The organism is Actinomadura sp. KC06, from assembly GCF_004348735.1.
In the GTDB taxonomy this organism is placed as follows: domain Bacteria; phylum Actinomycetota; class Actinomycetes; order Streptosporangiales; family Streptosporangiaceae; genus Spirillospora.
Window position 1 is genome coordinate 1 of record NZ_SMKT01000032.1, and the last position, 15,517, is coordinate 15,517.

Here is a 15,517-nt window from a genome sequence, read left to right on the forward strand (position 1 = left end):
GGGTCAGGCGGCGGGCCAGGAGGCGGGCGAAGGTCAAGGCCGGGGTCACCAGCATGCCGCCGCAGAAGCTGTTGCCGCAGGTGGCGGCGGCGCCGATCAGCTCGCCCAGCGCGTAGACGCCCTCCATCGGGGTGCCGTCCGTGCGGCGGACGCGCAGGTGCTCGTCGACGTCCACGCCCGCGAACGTGACGAGGGTGATCGCATGGTTCTCCATCGCGAAGAACGGAGGCTCCGCGATGGGGGCGGGCAGGTGACCGCGGCCGAAATCGGCGTCGTGGCCTGACGCGACCGCCTTGTTGTAGCGGTCGACAGTGTCTTCCAAGCCGGATGGGTCTATGCCCGTGAGCGCGGCCAGGCCAGCGATGGTGTCCGCCTTGTGGACGCCCGCGCGCACGCCCGCCTTCGCCAGCACGTCGTCCGGGCTCCAGCCGATGACCATCGGGACGGAGTTGAGCCGTGCAGTGTCGTCGAAGACCGTCCAGAAGGTGCCGTCGGTGGACGAGGCCAGCGCGCGTTCCTTGCGGTCGATGCTGGGCTCGTCCTCGGCGACGAACCGGCGTCCGGCGCGGTCGACGTAGATCTCCCAGGGGAGGCGCTCGGTGGCGACCAGCAGCGGGCGCTCGCCGAAGTACGCCCTGCCCGGCGTGGTCGGGTGCGGGAGCCCGCCGAAGGTCGGCAGGTACTGCCCGCGCCCGGCGATCGCGGCGCCCGCGTCGCGGGCGATGACCAGGCCGTCGCCGGTGGACGTCGGATGCGCGGCGCTGACCAGCGGAACGCCCTCGATCTCCTGGAACAGGACGTCGTCGGACGCGAACCCGCCCGTGGCGAGGACGATCGCGGGAGCCGTCACCTCGATCTCGTCCACACCGCCGCGCAGGACCGTGACGCGCGGCGCGGCGCCGGCGTGCTCGATGAGGCCGACGGCGGTGCTGCCGAGCCACAGGTCGACGCGTCCGGCGGCGATCTGCTCGTCCAGCAGCCTTTTCAGGACGGCGAGGATGGACAGCCCGGCGTCCTTGCCGTAGTAGGTGCGGGGCACGCCGTACGGCTCGTGGCCGTAGACGAGGCGCGGCGTCTCGGGCGCGAACTCGAAGCCGAGGTCGTCCAGCCAGTCGATGGTCTCGGGCGCGTTGCGGGCGGCGAGCTCCACGAGGTCGGCGCGGGCGGTGCCGCCGCTGATCCGCTCGATGTCGGCGAGATGCGCCTCGACGGTGTCGTCGATGCCGCGCTCGCGCTGGCGCCGGGTCCCCGCGGCGGACAGGTGCCCGCCGGTGGTGTGCAGGGTGCCGCCGATCCGGGAGTCCTTCTCGACCAGCAGCACGCGGGCGCCGCGTCCCGCCGCCTCGGCGGCGCACGGGATGCCCCCGGTGCCCGCTCCGACGATGACGAGGTCGTACCGCTGGGCCGTCGTCACGATCCCTCCGTTCCGATCATGGGAACGATGTTTCATTAATGCTGATATGTTGCGTGGCTTTAAAGGTCAGACACAAGGGCCGTCTCACTTACTGGAATGCCGTCCCGCTGGAGGTGGTGACATGCCGCTCGGAGCCGTCGTCGAGGCCGTGGTGGGGACGCGCGATCTCGACGCGTCCATCGCCTTCCACACGCGGGCGTTCGACCTGGACGTGCTCGCCCGCGACGCGGGCGGCGCGCTCCTCGGAGGTCCGGGAGGCGACACCGGCCTGCTCCGCCTGGCCGCCGTGCCGGGGGCGCCTGAGACGCCCTCCCCCAGGCTCTGGGACGTCGGGCCGCGGCTGCTCGGCATCTACTCCCGCGACCTGGAGCGGACGGCCACCGCGATCGACGCCGCCGGGGGCCGGTCCCGTCCGCGCGTGACCTACCCGTACGGCGCGGCGACGCTCAGCGAGTTCGTCGCGCTCGGCGCGGACGGCGTCTGGTGGACGATCCCGCGCGCCGCCACCGGGCACCGGCCGAGCCCCGCCCTGGAGGCCGACCCCGGACGGCTGCACGGCGAACTGCACACCGCGGTGATCGTCCCGGACGATCACGACGCCGCCGTCGCGTTCTTCGCCGGGGCGGGCGGCCTGGAGATCCTCTTCGAGGGCGAGATGTCGGGCGAGCCGTTCGACCGGATGACGGGCATGCCCGCGGACGCGTCCCTCCGGCTGACGTTCCTCGTCTCGTCCGGCCACCCGCCAGCCCGGCTGGAGATCATGTCGTTCGCCGGGGTGGACGCCGCGGACCGCACCGGCGGCCCGCTCGGGCTGCGCCGCCTGGTGTTCGCGTCCGACACCCCGGACGAGACCCGGAACGCCCTGCTCAAGGCCGGTGCCGTACCTCTCGGCGCGAACGCGCTGCGCGGCCCGGCCGGGATCGAGATCGAACTGCGCGGCTGAGCCGTCCCGGTCACGCGAACCACCAGGGCGCCCTGTCCTCCGGCGAGCGGATGAGGAAGGAGCGCTGCCGCTGGAAGCGCCGGATGGAGGCCGCGCCCATCCGCGACCCGCCGAGCCCGGACGACTTGAAGGCGTTCTTCTCCCCGTCCTGGACGAAGCCGGTGAGGGAGGCGTCGTTGACGCTGATCCCGCCCGCCTCCAGCCGCCGGCCGACCGCCAGCGCCGCCTCCGTGGTGGACGCGAACACGGCCGCCGACAGCCCGAACTCGCTGTCGTTGGCCAGCGCCACCGCCTCGTCGTCGTCCGCGAACGGCATGACGGGCAGCACCGGGCCGAACGTCTCCTCCCGCATGACCTTCATCCCGTGGTCGACCCCGGTGAGGACGGTCGGCTCCAGGTAGGCGCCGCCGCCGAGCTCGCGGATCTCGCCGCCGCAGCGGACCGCCGCGCCGCGGGCGACGGCGTCCGCGAGATGGTCCTCGATGATCGCGATCTGCGCGGCGGAGATGATGGGGCCGAGCTCGCCGTCCGTCACGTCCGGGTAGGCGAGGCCGACCTTGCGGGCGCGCGCGACGAGCAGCTCGACGAACTCGTCGTGCACCGGCTCGGCGACGTAGACGCGTTCGATCGACATGCAGGAGTGGCCGGTGTTGACCGTCCCGCCGTAGAGGACCGCCTGCGCGGCGCGGTCGAGATCGGCGTCCGCGCGGACGATCGCGGGGTCCTTGCCGCCGAGTTCCAGGAACGCGGGGATGAACCGGGCCGCCGCGGCGGCGCCGACCGCCCGGCCGGTGCGGACGCTGCCGGTGAAGCAGACCAGGTCGACGGTGTCAACGACCGCCGTGCCCGTCGCGCCGTCGCCGTCGATGACGGTGAAGACGCCGTCCAGCTCGGGGACGGCCGCGACGCGGTCGCGCAGGACGCCGGCGAACCGCGGCGTGATCTCGCTCGGCTTGAGCAGCACGGCGGACCCGGCGAGCAGCGCGGGGACGGCGTCGATCATCGCGAGGAGCAGCGGGAAGTTCCACGGGCTGATCGCGCCGACCAGCGGATACGGCAGCGGGTCCTGGCGCAGCGCGATGCCCGGCATCGAGGTCGGGACGGCGTCGTCCGCGGCGAGCAGTTCCGGGGCGCGGTCGCACCAGCGGCCGAGGGACGCGACGACGCCGTCGACCTCCAGCCGGGAGACCGGCAGCCGCCCGGTGTCGTCGACCAGCGCCGCGACCATCGCGTCCGCTCCTTCGGCGATGGCGTCGCGGAGGGCGCGCAGGGCGTCGGCCCGTCCCCGCGGCCCGCGGGCATGCCAGGCGGGCTGCGCGGCGCGGGCGCGGGCCGCCGCCGCGCGGACGTCGTCGGCGCCCGCGCAAATGAGGGTGTGATCCACGCGTCCCGTGCGGGGGTCGCGCACGCCGAGCTGTCGTCCCATCGAAGCCTCCCGAGAACCTGTTCCGCCGACAGTAACGCTGTTCCGTCTCACTCGGAATGATGGTACGAATAACAGTCTGACGTTTCCCGACGGAGGGCTTCGTGATCGGCACGCACGGTTGGACGCTGCACAGCTGGGCGATCCTGCTGCACATCGTCCTGTTCGCCTACTGGCTGGGCGGGGACCTCGGCGTCTTCTACTCCAGCCGGTTCATCCTGAAGCCGGAGCTGTCCGCCGAGGCCCGCGGGATCGCCGTCAAGATCATGCACGTGGTCGACATGTCGCCGCGGATCTGCCTGGTGCTGTTCCTGCCGAGCGGCATCACGCTGATGGCGGCGGACGACCTCGGCCGCGACGTCTTCGGCGGCTGGCGGCTCGCCGCCGTCTGGACCCTCGCGCTGGGCTGGCTCTGGCTCGTGATCGCCGACTACCGGCGGCGTCCCGGACGGTTCGGCGTCCTCGTCCACCGGACGGACCTCGCCGTCCGCATCGGCCTCGTCGCCGCCCTCCTCGGCGCCGCCGCCTACACGTTCGCGGCGGACGAGCCGTTCGGCGTGACGTCCAACCCGAAGTGGCTCGCGGGCAAGGTCGTCGCGTACGCGCTCTGCATCGCGGGCGGCCTGATGATCCGGGTGAAGCTCCGGCCGTTCGGCGCGGCGTGGGCGACGCTGGTGAGCAAGGGCAGCGACCCGGCGGTGGAGCGCGACATCCGCGGCGCCGTCCAGGGCAGCATCCCGTACGTCCTCGCGATCTGGACGCTCGTGGTCGTCGCGGCGCTGCTCGGCGTCGTCAAGCCCGGGACGACGGCGTACTGAATGCGCGCGGAGAAGGCGTCAGGCGGCGCGGTGGCCGAACCGCTCCGACAGCCGCCGCACGGTCTGCAGCAGCGCGGCGGCGCAGGCCTCGGCCTCCTCGCTGAACCGCTCGACCGGCCCGCTGACGCTGATGACCGCGATCGGCCGGTCGTGCTGGTCGAGGATCGGCGCGGCCACCGACGCCGCGCCCGCCTGCCGCTCGGCGGTCGAGCGGGCGTAGCCGCGGGCCCGGATGTCGGCGATCTCGCGCCGCAGCCGCGACGCGTTCGCGATCGTCGCCGGCGTGAGCTGCTCCAGCGCGGGCTGCGCCAGGTAGTGCGCGATCTCGTCGTCGGACAGGAAGGCCAGGAACGCCTTGGACGACGCGCCCGCGTGCAGCGGGTACGGCCGGCCGAGCGTCACCGACATGATCAGCTCGCGGCGCGGGGTGACCTGGTCGATGTAGGAGCGCGTCCAGCCGGACCTGACCGACAGCGTCGCGGTCTCCGACGTCCGCTCGGACAGCGCGACGAGCTCGGGACGGGCGACCGTCCGGACGTCGATCCGCTCCAGATACGCCATGCCGAGCTTCATCGCGCCGATGCCGAGCGAGTAGCGGCGGGTCGCCTCGTCCAGCTCGATCAGCCCGCGCAGGCGCAGCGACGAGAGGATGCGGTGCACGGCCGCCTTCGACATGCCCAGCGCGTTCGCCACCTCGGTGACGCCGAGCGTCGCCGACCGCTGCTCGGCGAAGAACATCAGGACGTCGGCCGCCCGTTCCACCGTGGCGATCGTCTGCCCGGACCCGGCGGTCTGGCGCGAGCCCGGCGCGGTCTCCGTGCCCTGCCCGGCGTCGGTGCCCTGCCCGGCGTCCGCGGCCTCCGGCCCGCGCGGGGAACGCTCGCTCGGCTGAGCGCTGCTGCTCATGGACGTGGTCCTTCCCGATCCCGGCCGCCGCGCACGGCGGACGCCGGGACGATATCCGTTTCGATCAGTGTAAAACCGTTCCGTCTCCCAGGACGGTCCCGAGCGCTTCGGAAACCCTAGCCCACTCGCCGCATCATCCACGATCACGCCGCCCGATCCGGGAGGAACAGCGATGAAGACTCCGCTCGCCGCCGTCGAGGACATGATCCAGGCCGTCATCGACCGCGATCTCGACGCCGTCCTGGACGCGTTCTCCAGCGAACCCGACGCCTACGTCTTCCCCGAGGGCCCGCGCTGGACGACGCGCGGCGGCGACCGCATCGAGCGGGGCTGGCGCGCGTACTTCGAGGCGCCCGTCGGGATCGACGCCTTCCGGTGGGCCGAGGGCCCGCACCTCTTCGAGAGCGACACCCTCGGCCAGGTGACCGGGGTCGTCGACTACGACGTCCACGGCGACGGCCGCGAGGGCCGGCTGCGGATGCGGATGACCTGGCTGCTGCGCCGGGAGCGGGACCGGTGGCGGGTCGTCCACGAGCACGGCTCGCAGCCGCTCGCCGACCCGTACGGCGCGGGCGACTGGTGGCCGGACGGCGCCCGCCCGCTCGGCACGGGCGCCTGACCCGGCCGCTCAGCCGACCTTGGACTCGTTGATGATCGTGCGCCGCACGAGGCGGTCGCCGTCCATCCAGTGCCAGGTGCGGCACTTGTGCAGCCCGTCGCGCGACAGCTGGATCAGCTCGTAGAGGTAGTTGCCGGGGTCGCTCTTGTACGACCAGGTGAGGACGATCGCCTGCCCGTCCACCTGGCTCATCTCCCCGACGATCCGGTCGTTGTCGAAGTGGCAGACGTCGCCGCGCATGCGGCCGCCGAACTCCAGCTCCTGCACCCGGCCGTCCGCCCAGGTGTAGGTGTTGACCTGGAAGATGTCGTACGAGCCGTCCTCCGGCACCCAGCAGCGCAGGTGCGAGGCGTGCCGGTCGACGACCGTCCCCGCGGCGTCGAGGTGGACGTACTCGCCCCGCCACTCCCCGAGGTGCCTGCTGCTGATCGGCATGCCCGGAACTCCGGCGCGCATGGGCCTCCTCCTGTCCACGGGATCGGCCGGACGTTGACAGCCCGGCTACGCCGAGCCTAGCGTCACCGCCGTACAAATCGAAACATGATTCCACATAACGGAACATTGAGGATACCGCCATGCACGACCGCTCCACGGACCCGCTGGTGGACGGCATCACCGCCGCCCTCGTCGGCGTCACCGACTTCGGCCCCCACCTGGACTTCTTCTGCGGCAGGCTCGGCTACGAGGTGGCCGCCGAAGGCGAGGTCCCGGGCCCGGTGGCCGGCGCGCTCTGGGGCACCGGCCCGTCAGGCGTCGAGGCGATCGCCCTGAGCGCGGCCGGCGCCGACACCGGGCAGATCCACCTCGTGCGGGTACCGGAACCGCTCGCCCCGGCCGTCCGCCCGCACAACCTCGACGTCGGCCTGATCGGCATCGACATGTACGCCAAGGACATCGAGACCGCGCACGCGCAATTCGCCGAGGCGGGCATCGGCTGGTCGTCGCCGCCCGCCACCTACGCCGTGGCCGTCGGCGACCAGGAGGTGACGGTCACCCAGGGCGTGTGCCCGGCACCCGACGGGACGGCCGTCGTGTTCGTCCAGCCCGCCGCCGCGCGCGGCACCGCCGCCTGGGACGCCGACCCCGAGCGCCTCTACACCGAGCTGACCTCGGTGGTCTGCCACGTCCCCGACGCGGACGCCGAGATCGCGTTCTGGGGGCCGGACGGCCTCGGCATGTCCCTCTGGTACGACGTCGTGTTCTCCTCGCCGGGCTTCGACGCCGTCGCCGATCTCCCGCCGGGCACCCGGATGCGGCTGGCGTTCCTCGCCGGGGAGCGCACGGCGCGGATCGAGGTCACGTCGGCGGAGGGCGAGCACCGGGTGGACCGGCGCCCCGTCCAGCGTCCCGGCCGATCGCTCGGACACAGCGGCTGGACGGTCCGCACCCGCGACCTAGACGCGGTCCTGGAAGCCGTCCGCCGGACCGACGGCCAGGTCACCGCCACACCGATCGAGACCGACGACCCCTTCCACGGCAAGGCCACAGCCACATCCGTGACCACACCCAACGGCATTCCGGTCACCCTCTACGAGCCGTCCTCCTGACCCGTTGCCTCGCCTCACCGCCCACGCAACCGCACGGCCCCGCCGTGACACAGTCCCGCCGTCGAACAAACCCGGCAACCGCGCGAACCGCCCACCACGCGGACGGGCCACCGCACGAACCGGGCCCACACAGACCGGGCCCACACAGACCAGCTGCCGCACGGACCCGGGGGGCCGGGTGGAGCGGCGGCGTGCCGCGGCCGGGTGGGTCAGGTGGTCCAGAGTTCTAGGTGGGCGCCGTCCGGGGTGGTGGCGGTGAAGGCGTGGCCGCCGCGTAGGGCGTTTTCGATGACTTCGCCGGTGTGGGCGCCGGCGGCGGTGAGGAGGGTGTGGGCGGCGTCCAGGTCTTGGACGGGGAAGACGCCCGCGTGCATGCCGGACGTGAACGACGCGTCGCCCTCCGGGAGGTCGAGGCCGGGGAAGCTGATCAGCTCGACGCGGGCGCCGCGGCCGTCCCAGAAGAGGTCCAGGACGATCTCGGCGTCCGGGTCGTCGATGCCGATCAGCGCGGCCACCGCCGGGTTGACCAGGCGCTGCGAGTAGAGCGGTTCGAGGCCGAGCCTCGTCCAGAAGGCGTGGTCGCAGCCGCGGGTGAGGTGGACGGCCGCCTGGAGCTCGGAGTGGCGCCGGGTCTCGTCGTCGTCCAGGAGGCTGGCGCGGCGGGAGTCGCCCTCGACCAGGACGACCCTGAAACCGCCGGGCCCGACGACCCCGCATTCGGCGAAGTGGCGGCCGCCGAGCTCCCAGCGGGCGACCGGGGACGGGACGCCGCCCGCGGCGACCAGTGCGGCGACGCTCGCCTCGATGTCGCGGGTGTAGACGTCGACGGCGTAGCCACCGGCGGCGACGGCCGGGGAGCCTACGGGCGCGGCGACCAGGAGCAGGCCGCCGGTGTCGGCGCCCTCCGGGAGATAGAGGACCTCCTCGGCCGGGCCGGGCAGGCCGTAGAGGGCTCCGGCGGCTGCGGGATCCAGCGTGCCGCGGCGGCGTTCGGCGAAGCCGAGGACGGACAGGAACCGCGCGCCGGCGGGGAGGTCGTGGCATCCGAGTACCGCGTACCGGGGGCTGCTGAGCATGGGCGCTCTCCAGGATCGACGACCGGATTCGGCGCTGGCATACTAGCCGAAACGATGTTCCGAGCTGAGGAACAGGGCATGATGCTTTACCTCGATGACGTGCAACCGCTCGGCGGCGGGTCGCCGTGGCGGACGTTCACGATCCCGGGGTCCGCGCCTCCGGTGGCGCTGGTCAGGCTGGAAGTGGACCGAGGGGACGGGTCGTCCACCTCGCTGGTGCGGTTCCCTGCCGGGTGGACGCGTCCGGGGGCCGGGTACTACGGCTGCGACGAGGAGTTCGTCGTCCTGGACGGCGAACTCGAAGTCTCCGGTGTCGGATACGGGCCGGGCGACCGGGGCTGGATCCCGGCGCGCGGCACCCGGACCGATTCGCGCACGTCGACCGGGGTGACGGCGCTGGCCTGGTTCTCCGGAGTCCCGGACTGGTTCGACGGCGCGGGCGGCGCTCCGGGCGCCGTGCGGACGCCGCTGCTCACGGTCCCGATCCCGGACGGCGGTCTGCCGCTCCGCTCGGGGCGGTCCGAGGAGACCCGAGGGTATGAGCGGGTTCCGGCCTCGTTCGGGTCCGCCGCCCGTGTTCTCTGGCTCGCCGCGCCGCACGGGCCGCGCTGGACGGCGCTCGGGCCGGGCGACCCGGTCCCGCCCGGACGGACGGGCCGCGCCTTCGTCCACCTCAGGTATTCCAATTAGCGGAAAGCTGTTACAAAATGGCCTCCACGACCCGCCGTGACGTCGTTGCGCGCAGCGGAACACTGGAGGACTCTGCATGATCTACCTCGTCTACCGGATGAAGCTCAGCGAGCGGTCCCGCCGCAACCAGAAGGAGTTCTGGGCGTGGCTGGAGGACCGCGAGCGCTGGTTCTACCGCGATCTCCCGATGGTCAAGGAGGTCCGCTGGTACTACAGCGTGATCGGCGACGTGTACACGATCGAGAACTGGGCGGCGTTCGAGGACGAGGCCGCGTGGGGCGAGTACCGCGCCGCGCTCGGCGGGCTGAAGTCCGACGCCGAGTGGGAGGGCGAGCGCGTCACGCAGGACGACTGGTGGGAGTTCCTCGACACGCGGATCGTCACCGACCCGCCGGTGCCCGTCGGCCTGCGCCGCGACTGAGCCGGGACCCCGCGATGCCCCGGCAGACCCGCGCCACCGAGCAGGCCCGCGGCGGTGAGCGGAGCGGGCAGTCGGCCTCGACGGTGGAGCGGGCGGCGGACGTGCTGGTGCTGTTCGCCGAGGCCGGCTCCCGGACACTCGGCGTCACCGAGATCGCCGACGCGCTCGGGCTCTCCAAGCCCGCCGTGCACCGGATCCTCACGTCGCTGCGCAGCCGCGGGCTCCTCCGGCTGGACGAGGAGACCCGCAGGTACGCGCTCGGGCTGACCGCGATGCGGCTCGGCCTGGCCTACCTGGACCACATCGACGTGCGCCGCCTCGCCGCTCCGGATCTCGTCGCGCTCTCCGGCCAGACCCGGGAGACGGCGACGCTGTCCGTCCGGGCCGGGGCGCAGCGCGTGTACGTCGACCAGGTCACGCCGGACCGGGAGGTGATCATGTCCGTGTCGCTCGGCGTGCCGTTCCCGCTGCACGCGGGCGCGTCCTCGAAGGCGTTCCTGGCGTTCCTGCCGGGGCCGGAGATCGACGAGTGCCTCGCGGCCGGCCGGCTCAGCCGGCTCACCGACCGGACGGTCGTCGACCGGGACGCGCTGAGGGCCGAGCTGGCCGCGATCCGGCGGCGCGGGTACGCCCGCTCGTTCGCCGAGCGGCAGTCCGGCGCGGCGTCGGTCGCCGCGCCGGTGTTCGACCACCACGGCGTCCCGGCGGCGGTGGTGAGCGTGTGCGGGCCGGTGGAGCGGTTCCGCGGCGAGGCGGAGGCGTGCGCCGAGGCGCTGCTCGCCGTGACGGGGCGGCTTTCCGCTCTCATGGGCCACGTTACCGATCCGAGCTGACAGGCCCCGTGCCGCAACGGTTCGCGCCCGCTCCGGCGGGCGCGCCGCCACGCTCGTTATCGCAGCTCACCATGTAACAGAAACGTCATGGAGCGAAAAAGTCAGACCTATTGACACCCGTTGAGAGCGCTCTATAGCGTCCATCTCTACGGAACCGCGTTCCGATAACAGGAACGTCCTGGCGGAGGTGCAGATGCGCAGATCAGTCGTCACGGTCGCCGCGGGGCTCGCGGCGCTGGCCGTGACCGCGGCCGGATGCTCGGGAAAGGCCGCGGGTGACAAGCCGGAGCTGCAGATCGGATTGATCGCCCCGATGAGCGGGCCCTTCGCCGTGCTGGGCATCTCGCAGCAGAACTCGCTGAACGTGGAGATCGAGCGGATCAACGCCGCGGGCGGGCTGGACGGCTCCAAGCTGAAGCTCGTCGTCCGCGACTCGGCCCTCGACCCGGGCAAGGCCGTCCAGGCGGCCAACGAGCTGGCCGGGAACGACGCGGTGAAGCTGGTGGTCGGCCCGTCGCTGACCGCGTTCTACGACGCCGCCAAGGGGACCTACGAGAAGAACGCGAAGCTCAACTGCCAGCCGGCCGTCTCCACCGGCGACTTCTCCGGCCTCAAGTACGGCTTCCGCTCGCAGGACCCCTTCGCCCTCGACGCCCAGGTCGTCGTGAACTGGCTGAAGCAGGAGGGCGCGAAGTCGCTCGGCCTCGTCTACGAGGGCGACGACACCGGCAAGAACACCGACGCGCTGCTGAAGACCCTGCTCCCCCAGGCGGGCATCGAGTACCTCGGCTGGGAGAAGAGCCGGGCCGACGACCAGTCCCACCGCGCCTACGTCGACAAGTTCACGGACGCCGGGGCGATCATGGTGTCCAGCAGCGTCGGCGGCGCGAAGACGATGGCCGCCGCGGCGCAGTCCGGCTACAAGGGCAAGCTCGTCGGCGCCGGCTCGGGCATGCAGAACATCTCCTTCATCGAGGCCGCGGGCGACGCCGCGAAGGGCGCGGTGTTCCCCGCCGCGCTCTACGAGTACCCGACGCGCAAGCCCCGCGCGGAATGGATGCCGGGCTACCGGAAGCACATCGAGGCGATCGAGGCGAAGTACGGCAAGAACGTCGGGCCGAAGAGCGGCGCGACGTCGCCGAAGGGCGCCGCCATCGCCGCCGACTGCCTGTTCGCGTTCGAACAGGCCGTGAAGTCGGCCAAGAGCACGGAGGCGGCCAAGCTCGCGGACGCGATCGAGAAGCTCGACGTCCCCGCGCAGCAGAGCCCGTCCGGCAACGCGATCAAGCCCGGCGACAAGCACGAGTTCTACAGCCAGGTGCACCTCTACCAGTGGAACAAGGACGGCAAGGGCTGGTACACGGAGGAGATCAGCTCGTCGTGAGCGCACAGGTCTGGATCGACGGGCTGTTCGCCGGGTCGGTGTACGCGCTGGTCGCGCTGGCCCTGGCGATCGTCTTCCAGCCGACCCGGGTGATGAACTTCGCGCAGGGCGAGCCGCTCGTGCTCGGCGCGGCCATCAGCTACCAGGTGGTGGCGCTGTGGCAGTGGGGGTGGCCGGCCGCGCTGCTGGTCACGCTCCTGCTCGGCGCGGGGATGGGGCTGCTGAGCGAGCGGATGATCATGATGCCGGTGCGGCTGTCCGGCTCCCGGTACGCGTGGATCATCGCCACCCTCGCCGCGGCGATGATCTTCCAGGCGCTGTTCACGCTGCGCTACTTCGACGTGGACGCGCTCCGCCCGCGCGCCCTCGCCCCGGGCCATCTGGACTTCCTCGGGCAGCGCATCGCCTGGCAGCAGCTGCTCACGGTCGGCGTCGCGCTCACGGTGATGGCCGGGTACGACGTGTTCCTGCGGCGCACCGCGTACGGCCGCGCGATCCGGGCCGCCTCGCACGACGCGGACGCCGCCGTGATCATGGGCGTTCCGGTCCGCCGGGTGATCCTGCTCAGCTTCGTGATCGCGGCGGTGATCTGCGCGTTCGCCGGCGTGCTGGCCGCGCCGCTGCTGTTCATCGGGCCCGCGTCCGGGCTGCTGTTCACGATCAAGGGGTTCACCGCGGCGGTGATCGGCGGGGTCGGGTCGCCGCGCGGCGCGCTCGTCGGCGGGCTGGTCGTCGGGCTGCTGGACGCCGTCGTCCGCAACCTGGCCGGCGCCACGACCGGCGACTTCGTCGTGTTCGGGCTGCTGGCGCTGATCCTCGTCGCGTTCCCGTCCGGCCTGTTCGGCAAGCCCATGGAGGCGCACTGATGAGCGCACCGACGAAGACGGCGGCCACCGGGACGACCGTGCTGGACGCGGCGCTGCGCCGGCTGCCGATGGCCCTGACCGCCGTGGCGGCCGTGATCCTGCTCGCCTGGCCGTCGATCACCGACTTCTACAGCTACAACGCCTCGTACTACAACGGGCTCGTGGCGTCCGCCGCGATCAGCGCGATCCTGACGATCTCGCTGAACCTGTCGATGGGGTTCGGCGGGCTGCTGTCGATGATGCACACCGGCATGCAGCTGCTCGGCGGGTACGCCGTCGCGTACGTGACCGTCGAGTCGGGGCTGCCGTGGCCCGCGGGGGTGGCGCTCGCGATGCTGCTCGGCGCCGTCTTCTCCGGCCTGGTGCTGATGATCAGCCTGCGCGCCACCTACCTGTACTTCGGCATGATCACGCTCGCCGCCAACCTGATCGTGGTGGAGGGCGGCAAGGCGTGGGACGGGGTCACCGGCGGCGTCAACGGCATCGTCGGGGTCGCGCCCGGCGGGCTGTCGAAGGTCCAGTTCTACTACGTGACGCTCGCCGCGCTGGTGATCGTGTACGTCGTCCAGCGCAACGTGGTCCGCAGCGGCGTCGGGCGCGCGATGATGGCGGTCAAGGAGAGCCCGGACACGGCCGCGGCCATGGGCATCCGGCCGGTCCGCACCAAGGTGCTCGTGTTCACGCTGTCCGGCGCGATCGCCGGGCTGTCGGGCGGCCTGTACGCGCTGCAGCTCGGCTTCATCAACCCCGACGTCGGCATCCTCGACAACGGCCTGGTGTTCTTCGTCGGCCTGTTCCTCGGCGGCATCGGCACCCTCGCCGGGCCGGTGCTCGGCGTCGCGGTCATCGCCGCCGTCGTCGAGCTGATCAAGGACCATGCCCGGTACACGACGCTGTTCCTCGGCTGCACCCTGCTGCTCGCGATGATGCTCGTCCCGAAGGGCCTGGTCGGGACGTGGCGGAGCACCCGGTTCGGCCGCCCGCCCGAGGGCGAGGACCGCGAGCCGTCCGGCGCGCTGCCCGAGTCGGTGCTGCCCGGCGCCGTCGACCCGGAGGTCCCGGCGCTCGAGGGGCGCGGGCTCGTCAAGCACTTCGGCGGCGTCAAGGCCGTCGACGGCGTCGACGTCTCCGTCGCCGCGGGCAGCGTGCACGGGATCATCGGGCCGAACGGGTCCGGCAAGTCCACCACCGTCGCGTGCCTCACGCGGTTCCACCAGGCGGACGCCGGGGAGGTGCTGATCTGCGGCGAGCCCGCGCCGGGCCGCCCGCACGCGGTGGCCGAGCGGGGCGTCACCCGCGTCTTCCAGGCGCCGCATCTGTTCGCGCAGCAGAGCGTTCTCGACAACGTGCTCGCCGGGATGCGCGGGCGCGAGAAGTACGGGCTGCCGTCGGCCGTCCTGCGGCTGCCGCGCTACCGGCGCCGCGAGGCCGCGTCCCGCGCGGAGGCGGCCGCGCTGCTCGCGTTCGCCGGGCTGTCCGGACGCGCCGAGCAGCCCGCCGGGTCGCTGTCGCACGGGCAGAAACGCCTGCTGGAGGTGGTGCGGGCGGTCGCGTCCGGGCCGCGCGTGCTGATCCTGGACGAGCCCGCCACCGGGCTCGTCCCCGCCGAGATCGACGCGCTCGCCCGGCTGTGCCGCGCGTTCCGCGACCACGGCCTCGCCGTCGTCCTGATCGAGCACAACATGGACTTCGTCATGGACGTGTGCGACGAGCTCACCGTGATCGACAGCGGCAAGGTCATCGCGTCCGGCCCGCCCGCGGACGTCCGCTCGGACCCCGCCGTGCTGGACGCCTACCTCGGCCGCCCCGACCTGGTGGAGGACCTGACATGACCGCGCTGCTGGAGATGGCCGGGATCCGTGCCGGGTACGGGGGCGTCCGGGTGCTGGACGACGTGGCCGTGACGGTCGGGGAGGGCGAGTTCGTCGTCCTGCTCGGCCCGAACGGCGCCGGGAAGAGCACGACGCTGAAGGTCCTGTCGGGCCTGCTCAAACCGTCCGCGGGGACGGTGTCCTTCGCGGGCGCGGACATCACCCGCGTCCCCGGATGGCGGCGCACCGGGCTCGGCATCGGGCACGTCCCCGAGGGCCGGCGGATCTTCCCCGACCACACGGTGCTGGAGAACCTCCAGCTCGGCGGCTTCTCGCGGCGCCGCGACCGGGCCCGGACGCAGCGGCTGATGGACGAGGCGCTGGAGCTGTTCCCGCGCCTCGCCGAACGCCGCGACCAGGCGGGCGGCACGCTGTCCGGCGGCGAGGCGCAGATGCTCGCGATCGCCAGGGCGCTGATGAGCGAGCCGAAGCTGCTCGTCCTGGACGAGCCGTCCCTCGGCCTGGCCCCGCTCAAGGCGGCCGAGCTGTTCTCCTACATCAAGCGGCTGCACGCCGAACGCGGGATCTCGGTGCTCCTGGTGGAGCAGCTGGCGCTGATCGCGCTGCGGCTGGCCGACCGCGCCTACGTCTTGGAGCGGGGCCGCATCGGCCTTTCCGGGACGGCCGCCGAAGTGGAGGCCGACCCGATGGTCAAGACGCTCTACCTCGGCGGTGAATCCGCCGCCTGAACCGCATAAGGGAAATG

16 protein-coding genes are annotated in these 15,517 nt (G+C 72.6%); 11 read left to right on the forward strand and 5 right to left on the reverse strand.

The window, feature by feature from the left end; genetic code table 11:
* Nucleotides 1–1,414, reverse strand: a 1,414-nt coding sequence (locus E1287_RS13205; RefSeq protein WP_207934190.1) for an FAD-dependent oxidoreductase, incomplete at its 3' end; no start/stop codon positions are given.
* A gap of 121 nt (nt 1,415–1,535) precedes the next feature.
* On the opposite strand from E1287_RS13205, the gene E1287_RS13210 reads away from it, so the two are divergent.
* On the forward strand, nt 1,536–2,357 hold the full coding sequence (locus E1287_RS13210; RefSeq protein ID WP_131965207.1) for a hypothetical protein: 822 nt from the start codon (nt 1,536–1,538) through the stop codon (nt 2,355–2,357).
* A gap of 10 nt (nt 2,358–2,367) precedes the next feature.
* On the opposite strand, the gene E1287_RS13215 is transcribed toward E1287_RS13210, so the two are convergent.
* Nucleotides 2,368–3,783, reverse strand: a complete 1,416-nt coding sequence (locus E1287_RS13215; RefSeq protein WP_131965208.1) for an aldehyde dehydrogenase family protein — start codon at nt 3,781–3,783, stop codon at nt 2,368–2,370.
* Between the two features lie 101 nt (nt 3,784–3,884).
* Between E1287_RS13215 and E1287_RS13220 the strand changes: the two genes are divergently transcribed.
* Nucleotides 3,885–4,598, forward strand: a complete 714-nt coding sequence (locus E1287_RS13220) for a hypothetical protein (RefSeq protein WP_243718946.1) — start codon at nt 3,885–3,887, stop codon at nt 4,596–4,598.
* 18 nt (nt 4,599–4,616) lie between these two features.
* Here E1287_RS13220 and E1287_RS13225 read toward each other — a convergent pair whose 3' ends face one another.
* A complete protein-coding gene (locus tag E1287_RS13225; protein ID WP_131965209.1) occupies nt 4,617–5,504 on the reverse strand; it encodes an IclR family transcriptional regulator in 888 nt (295 codons plus the stop codon).
* A 172-nt stretch (nt 5,505–5,676) separates the two neighbouring features.
* Between E1287_RS13225 and E1287_RS13230 the strand changes: the two genes are divergently transcribed.
* Entirely contained in the window at nt 5,677–6,123 is a 447-nt protein-coding gene (locus E1287_RS13230; protein ID WP_131965210.1) for a nuclear transport factor 2 family protein, read from the forward strand.
* Between the two features lie 9 nt (nt 6,124–6,132).
* Here E1287_RS13230 and E1287_RS13235 read toward each other — a convergent pair whose 3' ends face one another.
* Nucleotides 6,133–6,579, reverse strand: coding sequence for a DUF3598 domain-containing protein (locus E1287_RS13235; protein ID WP_131965211.1), 447 nt, complete (start codon nt 6,577–6,579; stop codon nt 6,133–6,135).
* A gap of 119 nt (nt 6,580–6,698) precedes the next feature.
* On the opposite strand from E1287_RS13235, the gene E1287_RS13240 reads away from it, so the two are divergent.
* Nucleotides 6,699–7,670 carry a hypothetical protein gene (locus tag E1287_RS13240; protein ID WP_131965212.1) on the forward strand — a complete coding sequence of 324 codons (972 nt, stop codon included), beginning with the start codon at nt 6,699–6,701 and terminating at the stop codon, nt 7,668–7,670.
* 209 nt (nt 7,671–7,879) lie between these two features.
* Here E1287_RS13240 and E1287_RS13245 read toward each other — a convergent pair whose 3' ends face one another.
* A complete protein-coding gene (locus E1287_RS13245; protein ID WP_131965213.1) occupies nt 7,880–8,746 on the reverse strand; it encodes a hypothetical protein in 867 nt (288 codons plus the stop codon).
* A gap of 78 nt (nt 8,747–8,824) precedes the next feature.
* On the opposite strand from E1287_RS13245, the gene E1287_RS13250 reads away from it, so the two are divergent.
* From E1287_RS13250 to E1287_RS13280, 7 genes are all read left to right on the forward strand, one after another.
* Nucleotides 8,825–9,436 (forward strand): hypothetical protein, encoded by a 612-nt coding sequence (locus E1287_RS13250; RefSeq protein WP_131965214.1) that lies wholly within the window; start codon nt 8,825–8,827, stop codon nt 9,434–9,436.
* Between the two features lie 76 nt (nt 9,437–9,512).
* Entirely contained in the window at nt 9,513–9,857 is a 345-nt protein-coding gene (locus tag E1287_RS13255; RefSeq protein ID WP_131965215.1) for a hypothetical protein, read from the forward strand.
* 14 nt (nt 9,858–9,871) lie between these two features.
* On the forward strand, nt 9,872–10,690 hold the full coding sequence (locus E1287_RS13260; RefSeq protein ID WP_131965216.1) for an IclR family transcriptional regulator: 819 nt from the start codon (nt 9,872–9,874) through the stop codon (nt 10,688–10,690).
* A 193-nt stretch (nt 10,691–10,883) separates the two neighbouring features.
* On the forward strand, nt 10,884–12,074 hold the full coding sequence (locus E1287_RS13265; RefSeq protein ID WP_131965217.1) for an ABC transporter substrate-binding protein: 1,191 nt from the start codon (nt 10,884–10,886) through the stop codon (nt 12,072–12,074).
* Nucleotides 12,071–12,940, forward strand: coding sequence for a branched-chain amino acid ABC transporter permease (locus tag E1287_RS13270; protein WP_165968982.1), 870 nt, complete (start codon nt 12,071–12,073; stop codon nt 12,938–12,940). The genes E1287_RS13265 and E1287_RS13270 overlap by 4 nt, the downstream gene beginning before the upstream one ends.
* Nucleotides 12,940–14,772, forward strand: a complete 1,833-nt coding sequence (locus E1287_RS13275) for a branched-chain amino acid ABC transporter ATP-binding protein/permease (RefSeq protein WP_131965219.1) — start codon at nt 12,940–12,942, stop codon at nt 14,770–14,772. The genes E1287_RS13270 and E1287_RS13275 overlap by 1 nt, the downstream gene beginning before the upstream one ends.
* Nucleotides 14,769–15,500, forward strand: a complete 732-nt coding sequence (locus E1287_RS13280) for an ABC transporter ATP-binding protein (protein ID WP_131965220.1) — start codon at nt 14,769–14,771, stop codon at nt 15,498–15,500. The genes E1287_RS13275 and E1287_RS13280 overlap by 4 nt, the downstream gene beginning before the upstream one ends.
* Nucleotides 15,501–15,517: the final 17 nt, after the last annotated feature.